The organism is Bradyrhizobium sp. LTSP857, assembly GCF_000938285.1.
Taxonomy (GTDB): domain Bacteria; phylum Pseudomonadota; class Alphaproteobacteria; order Rhizobiales; family Xanthobacteraceae; genus Bradyrhizobium.
On record NZ_JYMS01000032.1, the window covers coordinates 51,899 to 67,056 of the forward strand.

The 15,158-nt window shown below is 63.5% G+C and carries 14 protein-coding genes; 6 read left to right on the plus strand and 8 right to left on the minus strand.

Annotated elements, in window-relative coordinates; genetic code table 11:
- Nucleotides 1-4: 4 nt before the first annotated feature.
- Nucleotides 5-1,774: a flavin-containing monooxygenase gene (locus UP06_RS21020; protein WP_045005396.1), complete on the plus strand. Its 1,770-nt coding sequence runs from the start codon at nt 5-7 to the stop codon at nt 1,772-1,774.
- A gap of 16 nt (nt 1,775-1,790) precedes the next feature.
- On the plus strand, nt 1,791-2,768 hold the full coding sequence (locus UP06_RS21025) for a peptidyl-alpha-hydroxyglycine alpha-amidating lyase family protein (protein ID WP_045005397.1): 978 nt from the start codon (nt 1,791-1,793) through the stop codon (nt 2,766-2,768).
- Between the two features lie 9 nt (nt 2,769-2,777).
- Here UP06_RS21025 and UP06_RS21030 read toward each other — a convergent pair whose 3' ends face one another.
- The gene (locus tag UP06_RS21030; protein ID WP_082081538.1) at nt 2,778-3,755 is read right to left on the minus strand and encodes a Bug family tripartite tricarboxylate transporter substrate binding protein; all 978 of its coding nucleotides are present in this window, start codon (nt 3,753-3,755) and stop codon (nt 2,778-2,780) included.
- Nucleotides 3,756-3,916: 161 nt separating this feature from the next.
- Between UP06_RS21030 and UP06_RS21035 the strand changes: the two genes are divergently transcribed.
- Nucleotides 3,917-4,474 carry an HNH endonuclease gene (locus tag UP06_RS21035; protein WP_045005774.1) on the plus strand — a complete coding sequence of 186 codons (558 nt, stop codon included), beginning with the start codon at nt 3,917-3,919 and terminating at the stop codon, nt 4,472-4,474.
- Nucleotides 4,475-4,490: 16 nt separating this feature from the next.
- Here UP06_RS21035 and UP06_RS21040 read toward each other — a convergent pair whose 3' ends face one another.
- From UP06_RS21040 to UP06_RS21050, 3 genes are all read right to left on the minus strand, one after another.
- Nucleotides 4,491-5,942 carry a GH1 family beta-glucosidase gene (locus tag UP06_RS21040; RefSeq protein ID WP_045005399.1) on the minus strand — a complete coding sequence of 484 codons (1,452 nt, stop codon included), beginning with the start codon at nt 5,940-5,942 and terminating at the stop codon, nt 4,491-4,493.
- A gap of 2 nt (nt 5,943-5,944) precedes the next feature.
- Complete coding sequence (locus UP06_RS21045; protein WP_045005401.1) at nt 5,945-6,958, minus strand: glycoside hydrolase family 16 protein; 1,014 nt, start codon at nt 6,956-6,958, stop codon at nt 5,945-5,947.
- A gap of 79 nt (nt 6,959-7,037) precedes the next feature.
- On the minus strand, nt 7,038-8,663 hold the full coding sequence (locus UP06_RS21050) for a DUF8728 domain-containing protein (protein ID WP_245305512.1): 1,626 nt from the start codon (nt 8,661-8,663) through the stop codon (nt 7,038-7,040).
- A 110-nt stretch (nt 8,664-8,773) separates the two neighbouring features.
- Here UP06_RS21050 and UP06_RS21055 point away from each other — a divergent pair, with 110 nt between their 5' ends.
- The 3 genes from UP06_RS21055 (at nt 8,774) to UP06_RS21065 (ending at nt 11,329) form a co-directional block, all read left to right on the plus strand.
- Nucleotides 8,774-10,222, plus strand: a complete 1,449-nt coding sequence (locus tag UP06_RS21055) for a glycosyltransferase family 87 protein (RefSeq protein ID WP_245305513.1) — start codon at nt 8,774-8,776, stop codon at nt 10,220-10,222.
- A gap of 146 nt (nt 10,223-10,368) precedes the next feature.
- Nucleotides 10,369-10,590 carry a dodecin gene (locus UP06_RS21060; RefSeq protein ID WP_045005777.1) on the plus strand — a complete coding sequence of 74 codons (222 nt, stop codon included), beginning with the start codon at nt 10,369-10,371 and terminating at the stop codon, nt 10,588-10,590.
- Nucleotides 10,591-10,738: 148 nt separating this feature from the next.
- Entirely contained in the window at nt 10,739-11,329 is a 591-nt protein-coding gene (locus UP06_RS21065) for an HAD family hydrolase (RefSeq protein WP_050031922.1), read from the plus strand.
- Between the two features lie 14 nt (nt 11,330-11,343).
- Here UP06_RS21065 and UP06_RS21070 read toward each other — a convergent pair whose 3' ends face one another.
- The 4 genes from UP06_RS21070 to UP06_RS21085 are packed head-to-tail and all read right to left on the minus strand — an operon-like array spanning nt 11,344 to nt 15,146.
- The gene (locus UP06_RS21070) at nt 11,344-12,312 is read right to left on the minus strand and encodes an ABC transporter ATP-binding protein (RefSeq protein ID WP_045005404.1); all 969 of its coding nucleotides are present in this window, start codon (nt 12,310-12,312) and stop codon (nt 11,344-11,346) included.
- On the minus strand, nt 12,309-13,304 hold the full coding sequence (locus tag UP06_RS21075; RefSeq protein ID WP_045005406.1) for an ABC transporter ATP-binding protein: 996 nt from the start codon (nt 13,302-13,304) through the stop codon (nt 12,309-12,311). Before UP06_RS21075 ends, UP06_RS21070 begins: the two co-directional genes overlap by 4 nt.
- The gene (locus tag UP06_RS21080; RefSeq protein WP_045005408.1) at nt 13,304-14,221 is read right to left on the minus strand and encodes an ABC transporter permease; all 918 of its coding nucleotides are present in this window, start codon (nt 14,219-14,221) and stop codon (nt 13,304-13,306) included. Before UP06_RS21080 ends, UP06_RS21075 begins: the two co-directional genes overlap by 1 nt.
- Nucleotides 14,187-15,146 carry an ABC transporter permease gene (locus tag UP06_RS21085; RefSeq protein ID WP_045005410.1) on the minus strand — a complete coding sequence of 320 codons (960 nt, stop codon included), beginning with the start codon at nt 15,144-15,146 and terminating at the stop codon, nt 14,187-14,189. Before UP06_RS21085 ends, UP06_RS21080 begins: the two co-directional genes overlap by 35 nt.
- Nucleotides 15,147-15,158: the final 12 nt, after the last annotated feature.

Sequence of the window (15,158 nt, forward strand, 5' to 3'; positions counted from 1 at the left end):
CGGCATGCTCGACAAGACTCAGGATATCTCTTTATCCGTGCAACACTGGCTCGACGCGTTCGAGCGGGCGCTGGGCAAGCCCGATCCTGATGCACTGGATGGGCTGTTCCTCACCGATAGCTTCTGGCGCGATGTGCTGGCACTGAGCTGGAACCTGCAAACGATCGCCGGCCGCGATGCGGTCGCGCAAGATCTGATCGCGCTCGCACCCCAGGCGGCGCCGACCAATTTCAAGATCGCACCGAGCCGCGCACCGCCGCGCTGGGTGACCCGCGCCGGTACCAACAATATCGAGACGATCTTCACTTTCGAAACCGCACTCGGCCGCGGCAGCGGCATCCTGCGGCTCGTGCCCGATACCGCCGATGGCGATCGGCTGAAGGCGTGGACGCTGCTCACCGCGCTCGACGAGTTGAAGGGCTTTGAGGAGCAGCTCGGCACCTCGCGCCCGCGCGGCCAGGCCTATTCGCGCGACTTTCGCGGGCCGAACTGGCTCGACCTGCGCAACGCATCGCGCGACTATTCCGATCACGACCCCACTGTGCTGGTGGTCGGCGGCGGTCAGGCGGGCCTCGCCATCGCGGCGCGGCTGAAGCAGTTGAAGGTCGATACGCTGATCGTCGATCGCGAGACGCGGATCGGCGACAATTGGCGCAAGCGCTATCATGCGCTGACCCTACATAACCAGGTGCAGGTCAATCATTTGCCCTACATGCCGTTCCCGCCGAACTGGCCGACCTATATTCCCAAGGACAAGCTCGCCAACTGGTTCGAGGCCTATGTCGATGCGATGGAGCTGAATTTCTGGACCGGCACCGAGTTCGAGGACGGCGTCTACGACGACGCGAAGAGCCGCTGGACTGTCACGCTGCGACGCGCCGACGGCAGCAAGCGCACCATGCATCCGCGCCATGTGGTGATGGCGACCGGCGTCAGCGGCATCGCCAACAGGCCGGACATCCCGACCCTCGACAATTTCAAGGGGACGCTACTGCATTCCAGCCACTATGAGGACGGCGAGAACTGGCAAGGCAAGCGCGCCATCGTCATCGGCACCGGCAATAGCGGCCACGACATCGCGCAGGATCTCTGTTCCAGCGGCGCCGAGGTGACGCTGGTGCAGCGCTCACCGACGCTGGTCACCAATATCGAGCCGTCGGCGCAACTGGCCTATGCGACCTATAATGAGGGCACGCTCGAGGACAACGATCTGATCGCGACCTCGATGCCGACGCCGCTCGCGAAGAAGACGCATGTGATGCTGACGGACCAGTCGAAGGAACTCGACAAGGAGCTGCTCGACGGCTTGCGGCGCGTCGGCTTCAAGCTCGACTTCGGCGAGGCCGGCACCGGCTGGCAGTTCAAATACCTCACCCGCGGCGGCGGCTATTACTTCAACGTCGGCTGCTCCAACCTCATCGTCGAGGGCGCGATCAAGCTGAAGCAGTTTTCTGAGATCGAAAGCTTCGTCACTGAGGGCGTGCGGATGAAGGGCGGCACGACCATCGCCGCCGACCTCATCGTGCTCTCGACCGGCTACAAGCCGCAGGAATATCTGGTGCGAAAGCTGTTTGGCGACGGCATCGCTGACCGCGTCGGTCCGGTCTGGGGCTTTGGCGACGGCCTTGAGCTGCGCAACATGTATGCGCGTACCGGGCAGCCGGGCCTCTGGTTCATCGCCGGCAGCCTCGCGCAGTGCCGGATCAATTCGAAATATCTTGCGCTCCAGATCAAGGCGATCGAGGAAGGGATTTTGGAGCGCGCCCCGAAATAACGAGAGGAAAGAACCAATGCCAGCCATTCTCGGCACCGGCGAGCACTGCTATCGCGTCGTCGAAAACTTCGCAAAGCTGCCAGACGACTGGCAGCTCACCGACGTTGCCTCCGTCGCCGTCGACAGCAAGGACCGGGTCTACGTCTTCAACCGCGGCGCCCATCCGATGGTGGTGCTGGACCGCGAGGGCAATTTTTTGCGCAGCTGGGGCGAGGGTCTCTTCAGCCGCGCGCACGGGCTGCACATCGATGCCGATGACAATCTCTATTGCACCGATGACGGCGACCACACCGTGCGCAAATGCACCACCGACGGCAAGGTGCTGCTGACGATCGGCATCCCCGAGAAGCCGTCCCCGTTCATGAGCGGCGATCCCTTTCATCGCTGCACCCATACCGCGCTGTCGCCGAAGGGCGAGATCTACGTCTCCGACGGTTATGGCAATGCGCGCGTGCACAAGTTCACGCCGGACGGCAAGCTGATGCAGAGCTGGGGCGAGCCCGGCACCGATCCAGGCCAGTTCAACATCGTGCACAACATCGCTACCGACGCCGATGGCTTCGTCTATGTCGCCGACCGCGAGAACCATCGCGTGCAGGTGTTTGACGGCAATGGCCGATACGAAACGCAGTGGAACAACCTGCACCGCCCCTGCGCGCTGTGCTGCTGTGGCGGCGGCAAGAGCCCGACCTTCGTCATCGGCGAGCTTGGTCCCGGCCTCGACATCAACCGCAAGGTGCCCAATCTCGGCCCGCGGCTGTCGATCGTTGATGCGCAAGGCAAGCGCATCGCGCGGCTCGGCGGCGAAGACGGACCGGGCGTTGCGAGCGGCAAATTCCTGGCGCCGCACGGCGTCGCACTGGATTCGAAGGGCGACATCTATGTCGGCGAGGTCGGCGTCACCAACTGGAAGGCCAGCTTCGGGGACGAGGAGATGCCGGCCGTGGTGCGCGCCACGCGGTGCTTGCAGAAGCTGGAGCGAGTGCGGGAGTAGTCGCCCCTGTCACTCGACCTTGATTCCCGATGCCTTGATGATCGGCCACCAGCGCTCCGTTTCTTCCTTCTGGTAAGCGCGCAGCGCTTCCGGCGATTGCTGATGAAGCGGCGAGACCTGGATGCCGAGCTCGGCAAAACGCTGCTTCACCTGCGGGCTGGCCAGGATCTGCACCATCGCGGCATTGAGCCGTGCGATGATATCCTTCGAGGTCCCCTTTGGCACCCAGAGGCCGTACCACAGCGATGCCGAGTAGCCCGGCAGCCCTGCCTCGTCGGCGGTCGGAATGTTCGGCCAGGATGGCGACCGCGCCTTGCTCGTCACCGCGAATGTCTTGATGCTCCCGGCCCCGACCAACGCTCTGAAGTTCGAGGCGGGCTCGATCATCGCATCGATCTGGCCGGCGACGAGGTCCTGCATCGCGGGACCGTTGCCGCGATAGGGCACGAACTGGAATTGCGTCCCCGTCTCCTTCTGAAGCGCGACGCCGGCGAGATGGCCGGTGGCGCCGACGCCGGCGATGCCGACTGACGCCTTGTCCGGATTGGCCTTCAACCACGCGATCAATTGTCTGAGATCATCGGCCGGCAGATCGTTGCGACCGACAATCAAAAGCGGCTCGCTGCCGATCAGGATCACCGGGTCGAGATCGCGCAACAGATCGAACGGCAGCGCATAGAGCCCACCGGTCAGCATGTGCGTGGTCGATGTTCCGATCGACAGCGTGTAGCCATCGGCTGCCGCGCGCACCGCGCGGCCAACGCCGAGCGAGCCAGCGGCACCGCCCACATTCTCGATCACGACGGGCTGCTTCAGCGCCGCGTTCAGGCGTTCGCCGAGGAACCGCGCCAGCGTGTCGGTCGCGCCACCCGCCGGGAACGGCACGATCATGGTGATCGGGCGGGTGGGATAATCGTCGGCGGCAGCAGGGCCAACAAACGCCGCGGCGAGCACGGCCACGAGCAGCACGGCGAGCCAACCTCGCATGGATCCCCCCAGATCGCGGCGTTTTTGAGCGCTCTGCCACCCCGCCGCCGCATTGCCTGCGCCTGAATAAGTCGCTCAACGGGCTTCACAATCCCGTCACGCTGCATGTAGTATGTCAATACATGCTGCTTCGCAGCGTACATGGAGGCCGGGAGCGTTACTTGAACGCACATGTCTCGCAAGGCAGTTGGCCGGTGTTGGTGCTGAATGCGGACTTCCGGCCGCTGAGTTACTACCCGCTGTCTCTCTGGTCGTGGCAGGACGCGATCAAGGCGGTGTTCCTCGATCGCGTCAACATCGTCGCGCATTACGATCAGGCTGTTCGAAGTCCCACGCTGGAAATGCAGCTGCCGAGCGTGGTCTCGCTCAAATCCTTCGTCAAACCGACCACCCATCCTGCCTTCACCCGATTCAACGTCTTCCTGCGCGATCGTTTCAATTGCCAATATTGCGGCTCGCCCGAAGACCTCACCTTCGATCACATCATCCCGCGCAGCAAAGGCGGCCAGACCACCTGGGAGAACGTGGTCGCGGCGTGCTCGCCCTGTAACTTGCGCAAGGGCAATCTCACGCCGGTGCAGGCCAAGATGTTTCCGCGCCAGCACGCCTTCGCGCCGACCGTGCACCAGCTCCACCGCAACGGCCGCCTGTTCCCGCCGAACTACCTGCACGATAGTTGGCTGGATTATCTCTATTGGGATACGGAGCTGGATCCGTAGGATCCGGACTTAGCGCTCACACCCCAATCGCGTTCCGCGCGATCACGTCACGATAGAACGCCGCGCTGAGTTTCGGCACCCTCGCCTGCGTCTCGAAGTCGACCCGGTAAAGCCCGAAGCGTTTCCCATAGCCAAAAATCCATTCGAAATTGTCCATCAGGCTCCACAGGAAATAGCCGCGGATCGGCACGCCATCGGCGATCGCGCGCTGCATCTGGGTCAGATAGTTGCGCAGGAACATGATGCGGTCGAGGTCGTAAACCTGACCGTCGGCGGCGAGCTTGTCTTCTGACGAGGTGCCGTTCTCGCTGATATAGATGTTCTCGATATTCCAGATTTTTGCGGCGATGCGCGGCGCCCAGTAGATCACCTCGGGACCGACCCGCAGCCATTCCGAATTCATGTGCGGAAACGAGGTCGGGAACGGCAGCACGTTGAAGCCCGGCGCTCGGTCGGAGGCGGTGACGTAGAATTGCGGCGCGTAGATGTTCAGCCCGACGAAGTCGTTTGGCGCGCCGATGATCTTCAGCTCCTCAGGCGTAAACTTCGGGGCGTCCGCGCCGGCATAAGCGAGGAAGCCGTCGGTGTATTTGCCCTCCAGCACGACGCCGAGGAAGCCGGCATTGAGCTCGCGCGTCGCGATCTCGGCGGCGCGGATGTTCTCCGGCGTGGCAATCGCCGGCACGCAGGCCGCGATGTTCTCGGCCGCGCCCACGCGCGTGCCGGCGCGGCCGGAGGCGCGGATCGCCTGCACGGCGAGGCCGTGCGCGAGCGCAACGTGATGGCGGGCCTGGTTCAGCTGCGCCGTCGGCAGCTTGAGGCCGGGCGCGTCGATGCCCCAGCCATAGCCGAAATTCAGGAACCGCCCGACCTCGTTCACGGTGAAAACATTTTTGACGCGATCGGTTAGGCGTTGGGCGACATAGCCGGCGTAATCGGCAAAGGCTTTTGAGGTGTCGCTCGATTGCCAGCCGCCGACGCGATCCTGGAGCGCCTGCGGCAGGTCCCAATGATAGAGCGTGGCATAAGGCTCGATTCCGTTCGCGAGCAGCTCGTCGACGAGACGGTTGTAGAAATCGAGCCCCTTCGGATTGGGCTGCCCTGTGCCTTCCGGAAACACCCGCGGCCATGCGATCGAGAAGCGGTAGGCCTTGACGCCGAGATCCTTGATGAGCCGGACGTCGTCCTTGTAGCGGTGATAATGCTCGTTGGCGCGGTCGCCATTGGTGCCGTCCTCGATCTTGCCTGGCGTGTGGCTGAAAGTGTCCCAGATCGACTTGCCGCGACCGTCCTCATCGACGGCACCCTCGATCTGGTAGGACGACGTCGCCGTGCCCCACAGAAAATCCTTCGGGAAGGGCGCGGCCGCAGGCGTCTCGCTCCCGGCGGCGCCGGCGCGCGTCGTCAGGCCGAGCGCCGCAAGGCCTGCGAGCTTCGCAAGGGAGCGGCGCGAGAAGGAAGCCGACATCGTCACCTCTGCGCTTGCTCCATGTCGATCTGATAGGCGGAGATCCGGTCGATCTCGAACGCGACGGTCGGCGGCGACTCCGCATCGACGGGGCCGACGCCAACAAAGAATTTCGAGCCGATCGCAAGATTGACGATCATGTACATGGGATCGTCGAAGCCGATGGGCACCTTGATGTCGGAGACCGGCCTGCGGTCGATGAAATAGACCAGGCGATTCTCCTCCCACAGCACACCGTAATTGTGGAATGTGCCCGACGCATCGTTGACCGCAAAATCGAAGCCGCACGACTGGATCTTCTGGGTCGATGGAATCCGCCAATGCGTCGTCATCACCATGTCACCCGGCCGCTCGCCGCGGCCTTCCAGCACGTCGACCTCCGGCGGCCAGCCACCGTCATCCGCCAGCATCCAGAACGCAGGCCACACCGCATGGCCGACCGGGATCTTGGCGCGGATCTCGAAATAACCGTGCTTTTGCGAAAAAGTGCCCTGCGTGGTCAGGATGCCCGAGATGTATTCGTTGTTGAACAGCACGGGCTTCAGGTCCGGCGGCGTGCGGCTCGCGACGATCGACAGCACGCCGTCCTTTACCCTGAACGGATCGAGCCCGAGCGGCGTCGTGGCGCGGCCGGCATAACGCGGATCGACATAGATCTGCTGCTCACCATTGGAACCGGTCTTGCGCTTGAAGTCCGAGCCATCACCGCCCCAATAGCGCGCTTCCGGCCATGCGGCACCGCCCGCGTAATGCGGCACCCAGCGTCCGCTCGCCAGCGGATGCTCGTCGAAATCCTCGTTAAAAGTCCGGCGCAGCGGCAGGAAGATCAGCGAGGCGGGATTGACCGTCTCGAGCCTGCGGCATTCGATCGTGGACGGATCGGTGGTCACTTGCAGGGAAATACTGGCAGGCGCGGCATCGAGATTGTCTTGGAGATCGTCCTGCGCGACGCCCGGCGCCGTCGCTACGAGCAACCCGATCGCGACCAAAGCGCTCCTCGTCCAACGGTCGATCATCGCCGCACATCGTACATGCCAGGAAACGAGGCGAGGATAACTCGCCCCTCTTCGACCGGGCAAGAGCGATGCGACGCGGTTACGGCACGATGATGTCCAGCCTGTCCCGCGGCGGAATAGTCGCCTTGAATGCCTCGAGCGCTGAAGTCACCTCCGCCGCGTCGGCCAATGGCGTGCGATAGAAGGCTACGTCTCGTTGCGACAGGGTCACGGTCGTCGTTCGCAGCACGGCGACCTTGGTCCAGCTTGACGGCACACCTTTCGGAAACCAGACGTCGTAGATCATCGCCAGGCCGACGCCGTGATCGCTGGCAAGAGCTGCCATTTCCGCCGGTCCATACCGCCCCGCGGTCCTTGCCTTCCGCACCTGCTCCGAACCAAGACCCCAGAGATCCAGTGCGTAATTGTTATTGCCATAGGCGACCAGCCCGAGATCGTTGACCGCGACCGCGCGCCTGTAGAACGATTGGGCGAAACGAGCCATCTGGTATTGCTGCTCGTAGATATCGCTCGCACCGATCGGCGTGACCAGCGCGGTCGTCGCGTAAGGCATTGCAGCAACGCCGAGCCCAAGGACCAGTGCGACTTTCGTGAGGGACCATTGCAACGCAGACAGGCGCGGTCTGACCTGCGCGACGCCCCAAAGCAACGCGGCCGCCGCGAGCGCCATGATGTAGACCTCGTACCGGTTGAACCAGCCATATTGACCGAACACCAGATGCGCGCCGATGGCTGCGAGAACGGTCAGACAGACGACCAGCGCCTTGCGGTCGGCGCGCAACCACGAGGCGCAGCCGGCAAGCGCAAGGCCGAGCAGAATGAGCCGCAGGCCATAGGAACTCGTTATGCTCCGCATCATGTTTTGGACAATTGCGGGCAAATTGCTCGCGGACTCATCGAGATTCGCGAGATAGCCTTTCAGCAGCACAGAACTCGGCAGCAGCGGAAGGCCGCGCGACGCCATCAGCGCAAAATAGCCAGACAGGCCAATGATGATGACGAGCGCGGCGCTGGCGGCAAACCGCCGCTGGCCGAGCAGCGCGAAGCCGGCAATCGCCGCACAGGCAAATGCGGCCCCTTCGAACCGGATCAGGGGAAGCAGCACCAGAGCGATAAAGTGCACCGGCGTTGGCGTGCGTCCGCGAGCTGCCGCGACGAGGCCGACAAAGGTTACGATGGACGCCCACACGTGAACGCTGTGTTCCATGCCGGTCATGGGCAGCGCCACGGCGCTGACGTTGAATATGAGGATCAGTGCGATCAGATAGCCGAACGGACGGTCGCTTGCGTCATCGAACAGCCCGGTCTCTTCCAGGGCCCGCAGGAGAGCAAATACCGTCGCACATGCAGCAGTGCCGTTGATCAGCAACGGGCCGAATGCGCCAAGATGCAGCGCTTCGGTCAGCGCGAGAAAATACGGCCAGATGATCGAGGAGCTTGGCGATGAATATTCGCCAGCGTTGACACCATATCCGCCGGCGAGAATTTGGTCGGCAACCGCGAGATGGATATACGCATCGTCCAGCGTGAAGATCAGCCTGAAGTCGCACTGCGCCAGGATCGCGACGAACGCCGCCGCAAACAGCACCAACCAGAGCAGCACGGCTACCGTCGAGGGACGGGTCCACACGCGAACGCCGGAGCCCGCGGACGACAACCCGCCTGTCTGGTTCAGGCGATCGCAATGATTCACGGCAACCGTCACGGAACTCTCCCGGGACTCAGAGCCGAACCCATGACTGCCGGCCCTCGTCCACCTCACCCGATACAATCAAGAGTTTAATCGCGGATTTCCGCCAAGGCATACCCGATCATTTGCGTCAGCATTTCGTTAACGACGATGAGCCCCAAGATGAACACTTAGGCTCACTGGTCCGGGGCACCACGTTTCCAGGATGCATGAAGGCCCCGTTACCGTCCGTTAAGCCTCAGGCGGGCAAGCTCGGCCCCAGGCGCGACGGCGCTTTCCGTTCTTCGATCCTCTGTCAAGTTAGGCCAGGTCGTTTCATTCTCATGCTCACCGCAACGCTGGAGCAGATTCAAACCTCGCCGCGGAAGCGAACGATCTATGTCTGCGTCATTCTAACCCTGCTGGTGGCCATGCTCGTCTTCAAGGCCTTCCGGTTCTTCGAAGGGGGACTTTGGTACGGCAGCCAGACCGCAGATTTTGCTGCCTTCCATATTGTCGCGCAACGGATCTGGCTTGGCGATCTCGACCTGACCTACCAGTTCTCGTTGTTCCTGAAGATGCAGATCGCGGCGGCCGGCGGCCCGACCGGTGTCATGCCCTGGACCTACCCACCGCAATTCGGCCTGCTTCTCGCGCCCTTCGCATTCCTGCCCGGCTGGGCCGCTTATTTTCTCTTCACGACGGTCACGCTCGCGGCCTATCTGGCGACGCTTCGCACTATTGCGGGAAACAATTTTGCGCAAGTGCTCGTCGTCTTCTTCCCGGCCATCGCGATCACGATAGCCGGCGGCCAGAACGGCTTGCTGACGGGCGCGCTGATCGGGCTGGTCTGCATCAACGCGGAACGGCGTCCAGCGCTTGCCGGCATCGCGCTCGGTATGATGGTCATCAAGCCTCATTTGGCCATTGCGGCGGGCATCTACATGCTGTTGATGCGTCGCTGGCCGGCGGTCCTGACGGCCGCGGCAGTGGTGGTCGGGAGCTCGCTTGTCTGCACGCTCGTCTTTGGCCCGGAGATCTGGATCGCGTGGCTCGGCAGCATCCGGGAAGCCGCAGGCTATCTGGAAGAGGGCCGGTATCAGCTGTTTCGGATGATCTCGGCATATGCAGCACTGTACAACGCCGGCGTCCCCGCGGCCGGGGCATTCTGGGGGCAGATGGCAATGGCAGGTCTCGCGCTGGTCGCTGTCGCACTCGCCGTCGCGCGCGGACCGTCGCCCCGCTTCGCGCTCGGCGTCGTCGCGGTCGCCTCCGTGATGATCAGCCCCTACGCCTATGACTATGACCTGCCGATCGTGGGGATCGGCCTCGCGCTGCTGCTTCCCGACCTTGCCACCCTGGCGAGCCCGCGCGAACGCGGCGCGATCTATGGGCTCATCCTGCTGGCCAACGCCTACGGGCTGCTGCAATCGGCGCGGCTGGCTGCGGAGAACGCCGACGCCAGCGGCCTGGAGCGCTATGCGATGCCGGCCGTCGGCGGATTTGCGCTCATGGCCGTGCTCGCGATGCTGTTATGGCTCCTACTGCGCGACGCCAAGCCTGCGGCGGTCCGCCTGCACGGCGAGCCCGCGTAACTTCGCGCGTCCGGCACCTGCCCTGGAGTGATTACACGGCGGGCGCAGGCGGGCCACGGCAGATGACGGAACCGGAAAGGCTGGCGCTCGTTCAGTTGGGAGGCCACGCGGCGGCGTGCGCCGCAGCGCAACCGATGGAGCCCACCATGCCCACAGCCGAGAAGGATCATGTCTACAAGATCCTGGAACTGGTCGGATCGTCCGAGAATTCGATCGAGGATGCGATCAAGAATGCGGTCAGCCGCGCCGCCAAGTCCGTTCGCGAGATGAAATGGTTCGAGGTGGTGCAGACGCGCGGCCACATCGACAACGGCACCGTGCGCCACTACCAGGTGACGCTCCGCGTCGGCTTCACGCTGGAAGGGTGAGGCCGATCACCCAGGCATGGCAGCCACCGGCCCTGCCCAGGTTTGTCGCCCGCGTTGCGGCAGGATATGAAACCGGGTTGTGGCCGGATGTCTCGGCCGGGCCAAGGGTGTTGCCGTGACCGACCAGATCAAGCTTGTGCTTTTCGACATGGACAACGTCCTCTGCGACTACGACAGGGAAAAGCGTGTCGCACGCCTGGCGGAGCTTGCAGGGACCACCAGCGATGCCGTCCACAAGGCGATCTGGGAGGCCGGGTTCGAGTTTCTCGGTGATTCCGGCGCGCTCGATGCCTCGGACTATTTGCGGGGCTTTGGCGAACGCATCAGCTATCCGCTGTCGCTCGATGAATGGGTGGAGGCGCGGCGCCGTTCAATGAAGGCCGATCGCGCCATGCTGGAGATTGCCGGGCATCTGCGCGAAACCGTCGATATTGCCGTCCTGACCAACAACACCACGCTGGTCGCCGATCATATCGACGCGCTGCTGCCGGAATTGCGTCCGTTGTTCGGCTCCCGAATTTATACGTCGGCGCAGTTCAAGGCGGCGAAACCGGACCCGCGCTGCTATCGCCTTTGCCTGTCGGAACTACGGACTGCGCCGCAGACGGTCCTGTTCGTCGACGACCTTCCGGAAAATGTCGCCGGCGCGCGGCAGGCGGGCCTGTTCGCGCATCACCACACGTCAGTGCAGGCTTTCAGACAGGCTCTTTCGGAGCACGGCCTGCTCTCCGACGGATAAAAGGGCGTTCGGCCTCAGGCCAGATGACACGCGACAAAGTGTCCGCCCGCCCCCTCCCTCAGCTCCGGTGCGACTTCCGCGCAGCGCGGCTGAGCGATCGGGCAGCGGGTGTGGAAGTGGCAGCCTGATGGCGGCTTCATCGGGCTCGGCACGTCGCCTTTGAGACGAACGCGGTTGCGCTTGAGTTTGGGATCTGGCACCGGCACAGCGGAGAGCAGCGCCTTGGTGTAGGGATGCTGCGGATTGCGATAGAGATCGTTCGCCTTCGCAAGCTCGACGATCCGGCCCAGATACATCACCGCGACGCGGTCGGAGATATGCTCGACCACCGAGAGGTCGTGCGCGACGAAGAGATAGGTGAGATTCAGCTCGGCCTGGAGATCTTCCAGCAGGTTGATGACCTGCGCCTGGATCGAGACGTCGAGCGCGGACACCGGCTCGTCGCAGACGATCAGTTTCGGCTCGACCGCGAGCGCGCGCGCGATCACGATGCGCTGGCGCTGGCCGCCGGAGAATTCATGCGGATAGCGGCGCATGTGCTCGGCCTTGAGGCCGACCTTGACCAGCAAGCTCGCGACCCGTTCCTCACGCTCTTTGGCCGACGCGCCAAGCTTGTGGATGACGAGCGCTTCCCCGAGGATCGCCCCGACCGTCATGCGCGGATTGAGCGAGGCGAAGGGGTCCTGGAACACGAGCTGCATGTTCCGCCGCATCGCGCGCAGATCGTTGCCGCTGAGCTGGCGCACATCCTGGCCGTCGAATTCGACTTCGCCGTCGGTCGGCTCGATCAGACGGAGCACACAACGTCCCGTCGTCGACTTGCCGCAGCCGGATTCGCCGACAAGGCCAAGCGTCTCGCCGCGATTGACCGAGAACGACACGCCATCGACCGCATAGACGGTGCCGACCTGGCGCGACAGCAATCCGCCGAGCACCGGGAAATGTTTCTTCAGATTGGAGACGCGCAGCAAGGGTTCGCTCATGACGCGGCTCCCACATGCACATCTCCGAGATGACAGGCCATGCGGTGACCGGGCGCGATCTCGCGCAACAGCGGCTCCTTCTCGATGCAGATGTTCATGGCGTGGCGGCAGCGCGCCGCAAAGCGGCAACCGACCGGCGGATTGATCAGGATCGGCACCGAACCGCCGATCGTCTCGAGCCGCGTCTTGTGCTCGCTGTCGAGATCGATGCGCGGGATCGAGCGGATCAGGCCCTGAGTATAGGGATGACCGGGCGAGGCGAAGAGATCGTCGACATCAGCCTCCTCCACCACCTTGCCGGCATACATGACGACGACGCGCTGCGCGGTTTCGGCCACGACACCCATGGCATGGGTGATCAGCATCACCGCCATGCCGAAACGCTCCTTCATGTCCTGGAGCAGGTCGAGGATCTGGGCCTGGATGGTGACGTCGAGCGCGGTGGTGGGCTCGTCGGCGATGATCAGCTTAGGTTTGCAGGCGAGCGCCATCGCGATCATCACGCGCTGGCGCATGCCGCCGGAGAATTGGTGCGGATAGTTGTGCACGCGACCTTCGGCATTGGGGATCTGCACCAGCTTCAGCATCTCGATGGTGCGATCGAGCGCCTGCTTTCTGGTGACGTTCTCATGGCGGCGCAGGCTCTCGGCGATCTGCTCGCCGATCGTGAGCACCGGATTGAGCGAGGTCATCGGCTCCTGGAAGATGAAGCCGATTTCCTTGGCCCTGATCTCGTCGAGCTGGTTGCTCGTCAGTGGCACCAGGTCGCGGCCCTCGAAGATGATCTCGCCGGCCGCGATGCGGCCCGGCGGCATCGCGATCAGCTTCAGGATCGACATCGCGGTGACGGTCTTGCCGCAGCCGGATTCGCCGACCACGCAGAGCGTCTCACCCCGGTTGATGGAGATGTCGACGCCGTCGACGGCCTGCAAAATGCCGTCGTCGGTGGAGAAGTGGGTTTTCAGGCCCTTGATCTGGAGCAACGGCACCATCAGATCACCTTTCGCGCATCGAGCGCGTCGCGCAGGCCGTCGCCGATGAAATTGATCGCGACCACCGCGATGAAGATGGCGGCGCCGGGGAACAGCGCCCAGTGCGGGCCGATGTCGAGGAAATCCTTGGCGTCATAGAGGATGCGCCCCCAGGTCGGGGTATCCGGCGGAAAGCCGAGGCCGAGAAACGACAGCGTCGACTCCGCAATGATGGCGGCGGCGACGTCGATGGTGCCCGCGATGATCACGGGACCGACCGCATTCGGCAGGATATGCCGCACCACCTGCCGCACTTGGCTTGCGCCGAGCGCACGCGCGGCTTCGACGAACTCCTTTTCGCGGATCGACAGGAACTGCGCGCGCACCAGCCGCGCCACCGGCATCCAGCGCAACCCGCCGATCACGAGCACGATCAGGATGAAGATGCCGCCTTCGGGACCGAACGCGGCCTTGAGACCGTCACGGAAGAGATAGATCAGCAGCAACAGCAGCGGCAGCTGCGGCAGCGACAGGAACAGGTCGGTCACCCACATCAGGACGTGGCCAAGTGCGCCACGCGACATGCCCGCGACCGCGCCGATCAGCGTGCCGACCAGCACCGAGACCAACATCGCCGCCAAGCCGACGGCGAGCGAGATGCGGCCGCCATAGATCATGCGGGCAAGGATATCCTGACCGAGATCGTCGGTGCCGAACGGGTGGGCGAGCGAGGGACCCTGCATGCCCGCCACGACGTCAATGTCGTTGATGGAAACACGCCAGACGAAGGGACCGAGCAACACGGCAGCAATAAGGATCAGCAGCAGGAACGCGCTGACCACGGCCGGCCGATGCCGGCGGTAGCGCCGCCAGGTCTCCCGCCAAGGCGAGTAGGTCCGCCGCTCAGCGGAAGGAGATGCGAGGGTCAAGCCAGCCATAAAGGACATCTGCGATCAGGTTGAACAACACCACGAGACACGCGAACACGAAGGTCACGGACATGATGACCGGCGTGTCGTTGGCGAGGATGGAGGAAATCAGCAGCGATCCGATGCCGGGAATGCGGAAGATCTGCTCGGTGACGATGGCGCCGCCGAACACCGCCGGCATCTGCAGCGCGACGAGCGTCACCACCGGGATCATGGCATTGCGCATCACGTGCTTGATGATGACGATACGCTGGCCAAGCCCCTTGGCGCGCGCCGTGGTGACATAGTCGAGGCGGATCACGTCGAGCATCGCCGAGCGCACGAAGCGGGTCATCGAGGCCGCCTGGAACAGGCCGAGCACCATCACCGGCATGATGGCCTGGCGCACCTGCTCGATCACCCAATGAATGCCGGTCGCCTTGATGTCGGTGGTGTAGACGAAGGGCAGCCAGTCCAGCTTCACCGAGAAGATCAGGATGAACAGAATGCCGGTGAAGAAGGTCGGCAGCGAGAAGCCGATGAAGGCGAAGGTGTTGGCGACCTGGTCGAAGATCGAATAGGGCCTCGTGGCTGCATAGACACCGACCGGGATGGCGATCAACAGGGCCAGCAACTGCGACGAGCCAACCACATAGAGCGTGGCCGGCAGGCGCTGGAGGATCAGCGTGTCGACGTTCATCCGGCTGACGAATGAAAAGCCCCAATCGCCACGCGCCATGGCGGAGAGCCAGCTCAGGTAGCGAAGGTAGATCGGATCGTCGAGACCGAACTTGGCCCGAAGCGCCTGTTGCACTTCGGGCGGCACGTTCGGATTGGTCGCGAGCTCGCTGAACGGGTCGCCAGGCGCGAGCGCCAGGACGACGAACAGGACGAGCGAAATCCCGAGCAGGCTCGGAATCGCGATCATCAGACGGCGCAGGATGTATTGACTCATGAGAACAATCCG

Excerpts from the sequence above, each read along its gene's own strand:
- UP06_RS21040 (WP_045005399.1), bottom strand. The coding sequence starts at position 5,942 with ATGTCGGCTTCCTTCTCGCGCCGCTCCCTTGCGAAGCTCGCAGGCCTT.
- UP06_RS21080 (WP_045005408.1), bottom strand. The coding sequence starts at position 14,221 with ATGGCTGGCTTGACCCTCGCATCTCCTTCCGCTGAGCGGCGGACCTAC.
- UP06_RS21020 (WP_045005396.1), top strand. The coding sequence starts at position 5 with ATGCTCGACAAGACTCAGGATATCTCTTTATCCGTGCAACACTGGCTC.
- UP06_RS21075 (WP_045005406.1), bottom strand. The coding sequence starts at position 13,304 with ATGGTGCCGTTGCTCCAGATCAAGGGCCTGAAAACCCACTTCTCCACC.
- UP06_RS21025 (WP_045005397.1), top strand. The coding sequence starts at position 1,791 with ATGCCAGCCATTCTCGGCACCGGCGAGCACTGCTATCGCGTCGTCGAA.
- UP06_RS21030 (WP_082081538.1), bottom strand. The coding sequence starts at position 3,755 with ATGCGAGGTTGGCTCGCCGTGCTGCTCGTGGCCGTGCTCGCCGCGGCG.
- UP06_RS21085 (WP_045005410.1), bottom strand. The coding sequence starts at position 15,146 with ATGAGTCAATACATCCTGCGCCGTCTGATGATCGCGATTCCGAGCCTG.
- UP06_RS21065 (WP_050031922.1), top strand. The coding sequence starts at position 10,739 with ATGGACAACGTCCTCTGCGACTACGACAGGGAAAAGCGTGTCGCACGC.
- UP06_RS21045 (WP_045005401.1), bottom strand. The coding sequence starts at position 6,958 with ATGATCGACCGTTGGACGAGGAGCGCTTTGGTCGCGATCGGGTTGCTC.
- UP06_RS21060 (WP_045005777.1), top strand. The coding sequence starts at position 10,369 with ATGCCCACAGCCGAGAAGGATCATGTCTACAAGATCCTGGAACTGGTC.
- UP06_RS21070 (WP_045005404.1), bottom strand. The coding sequence starts at position 12,312 with ATGAGCGAACCCTTGCTGCGCGTCTCCAATCTGAAGAAACATTTCCCG.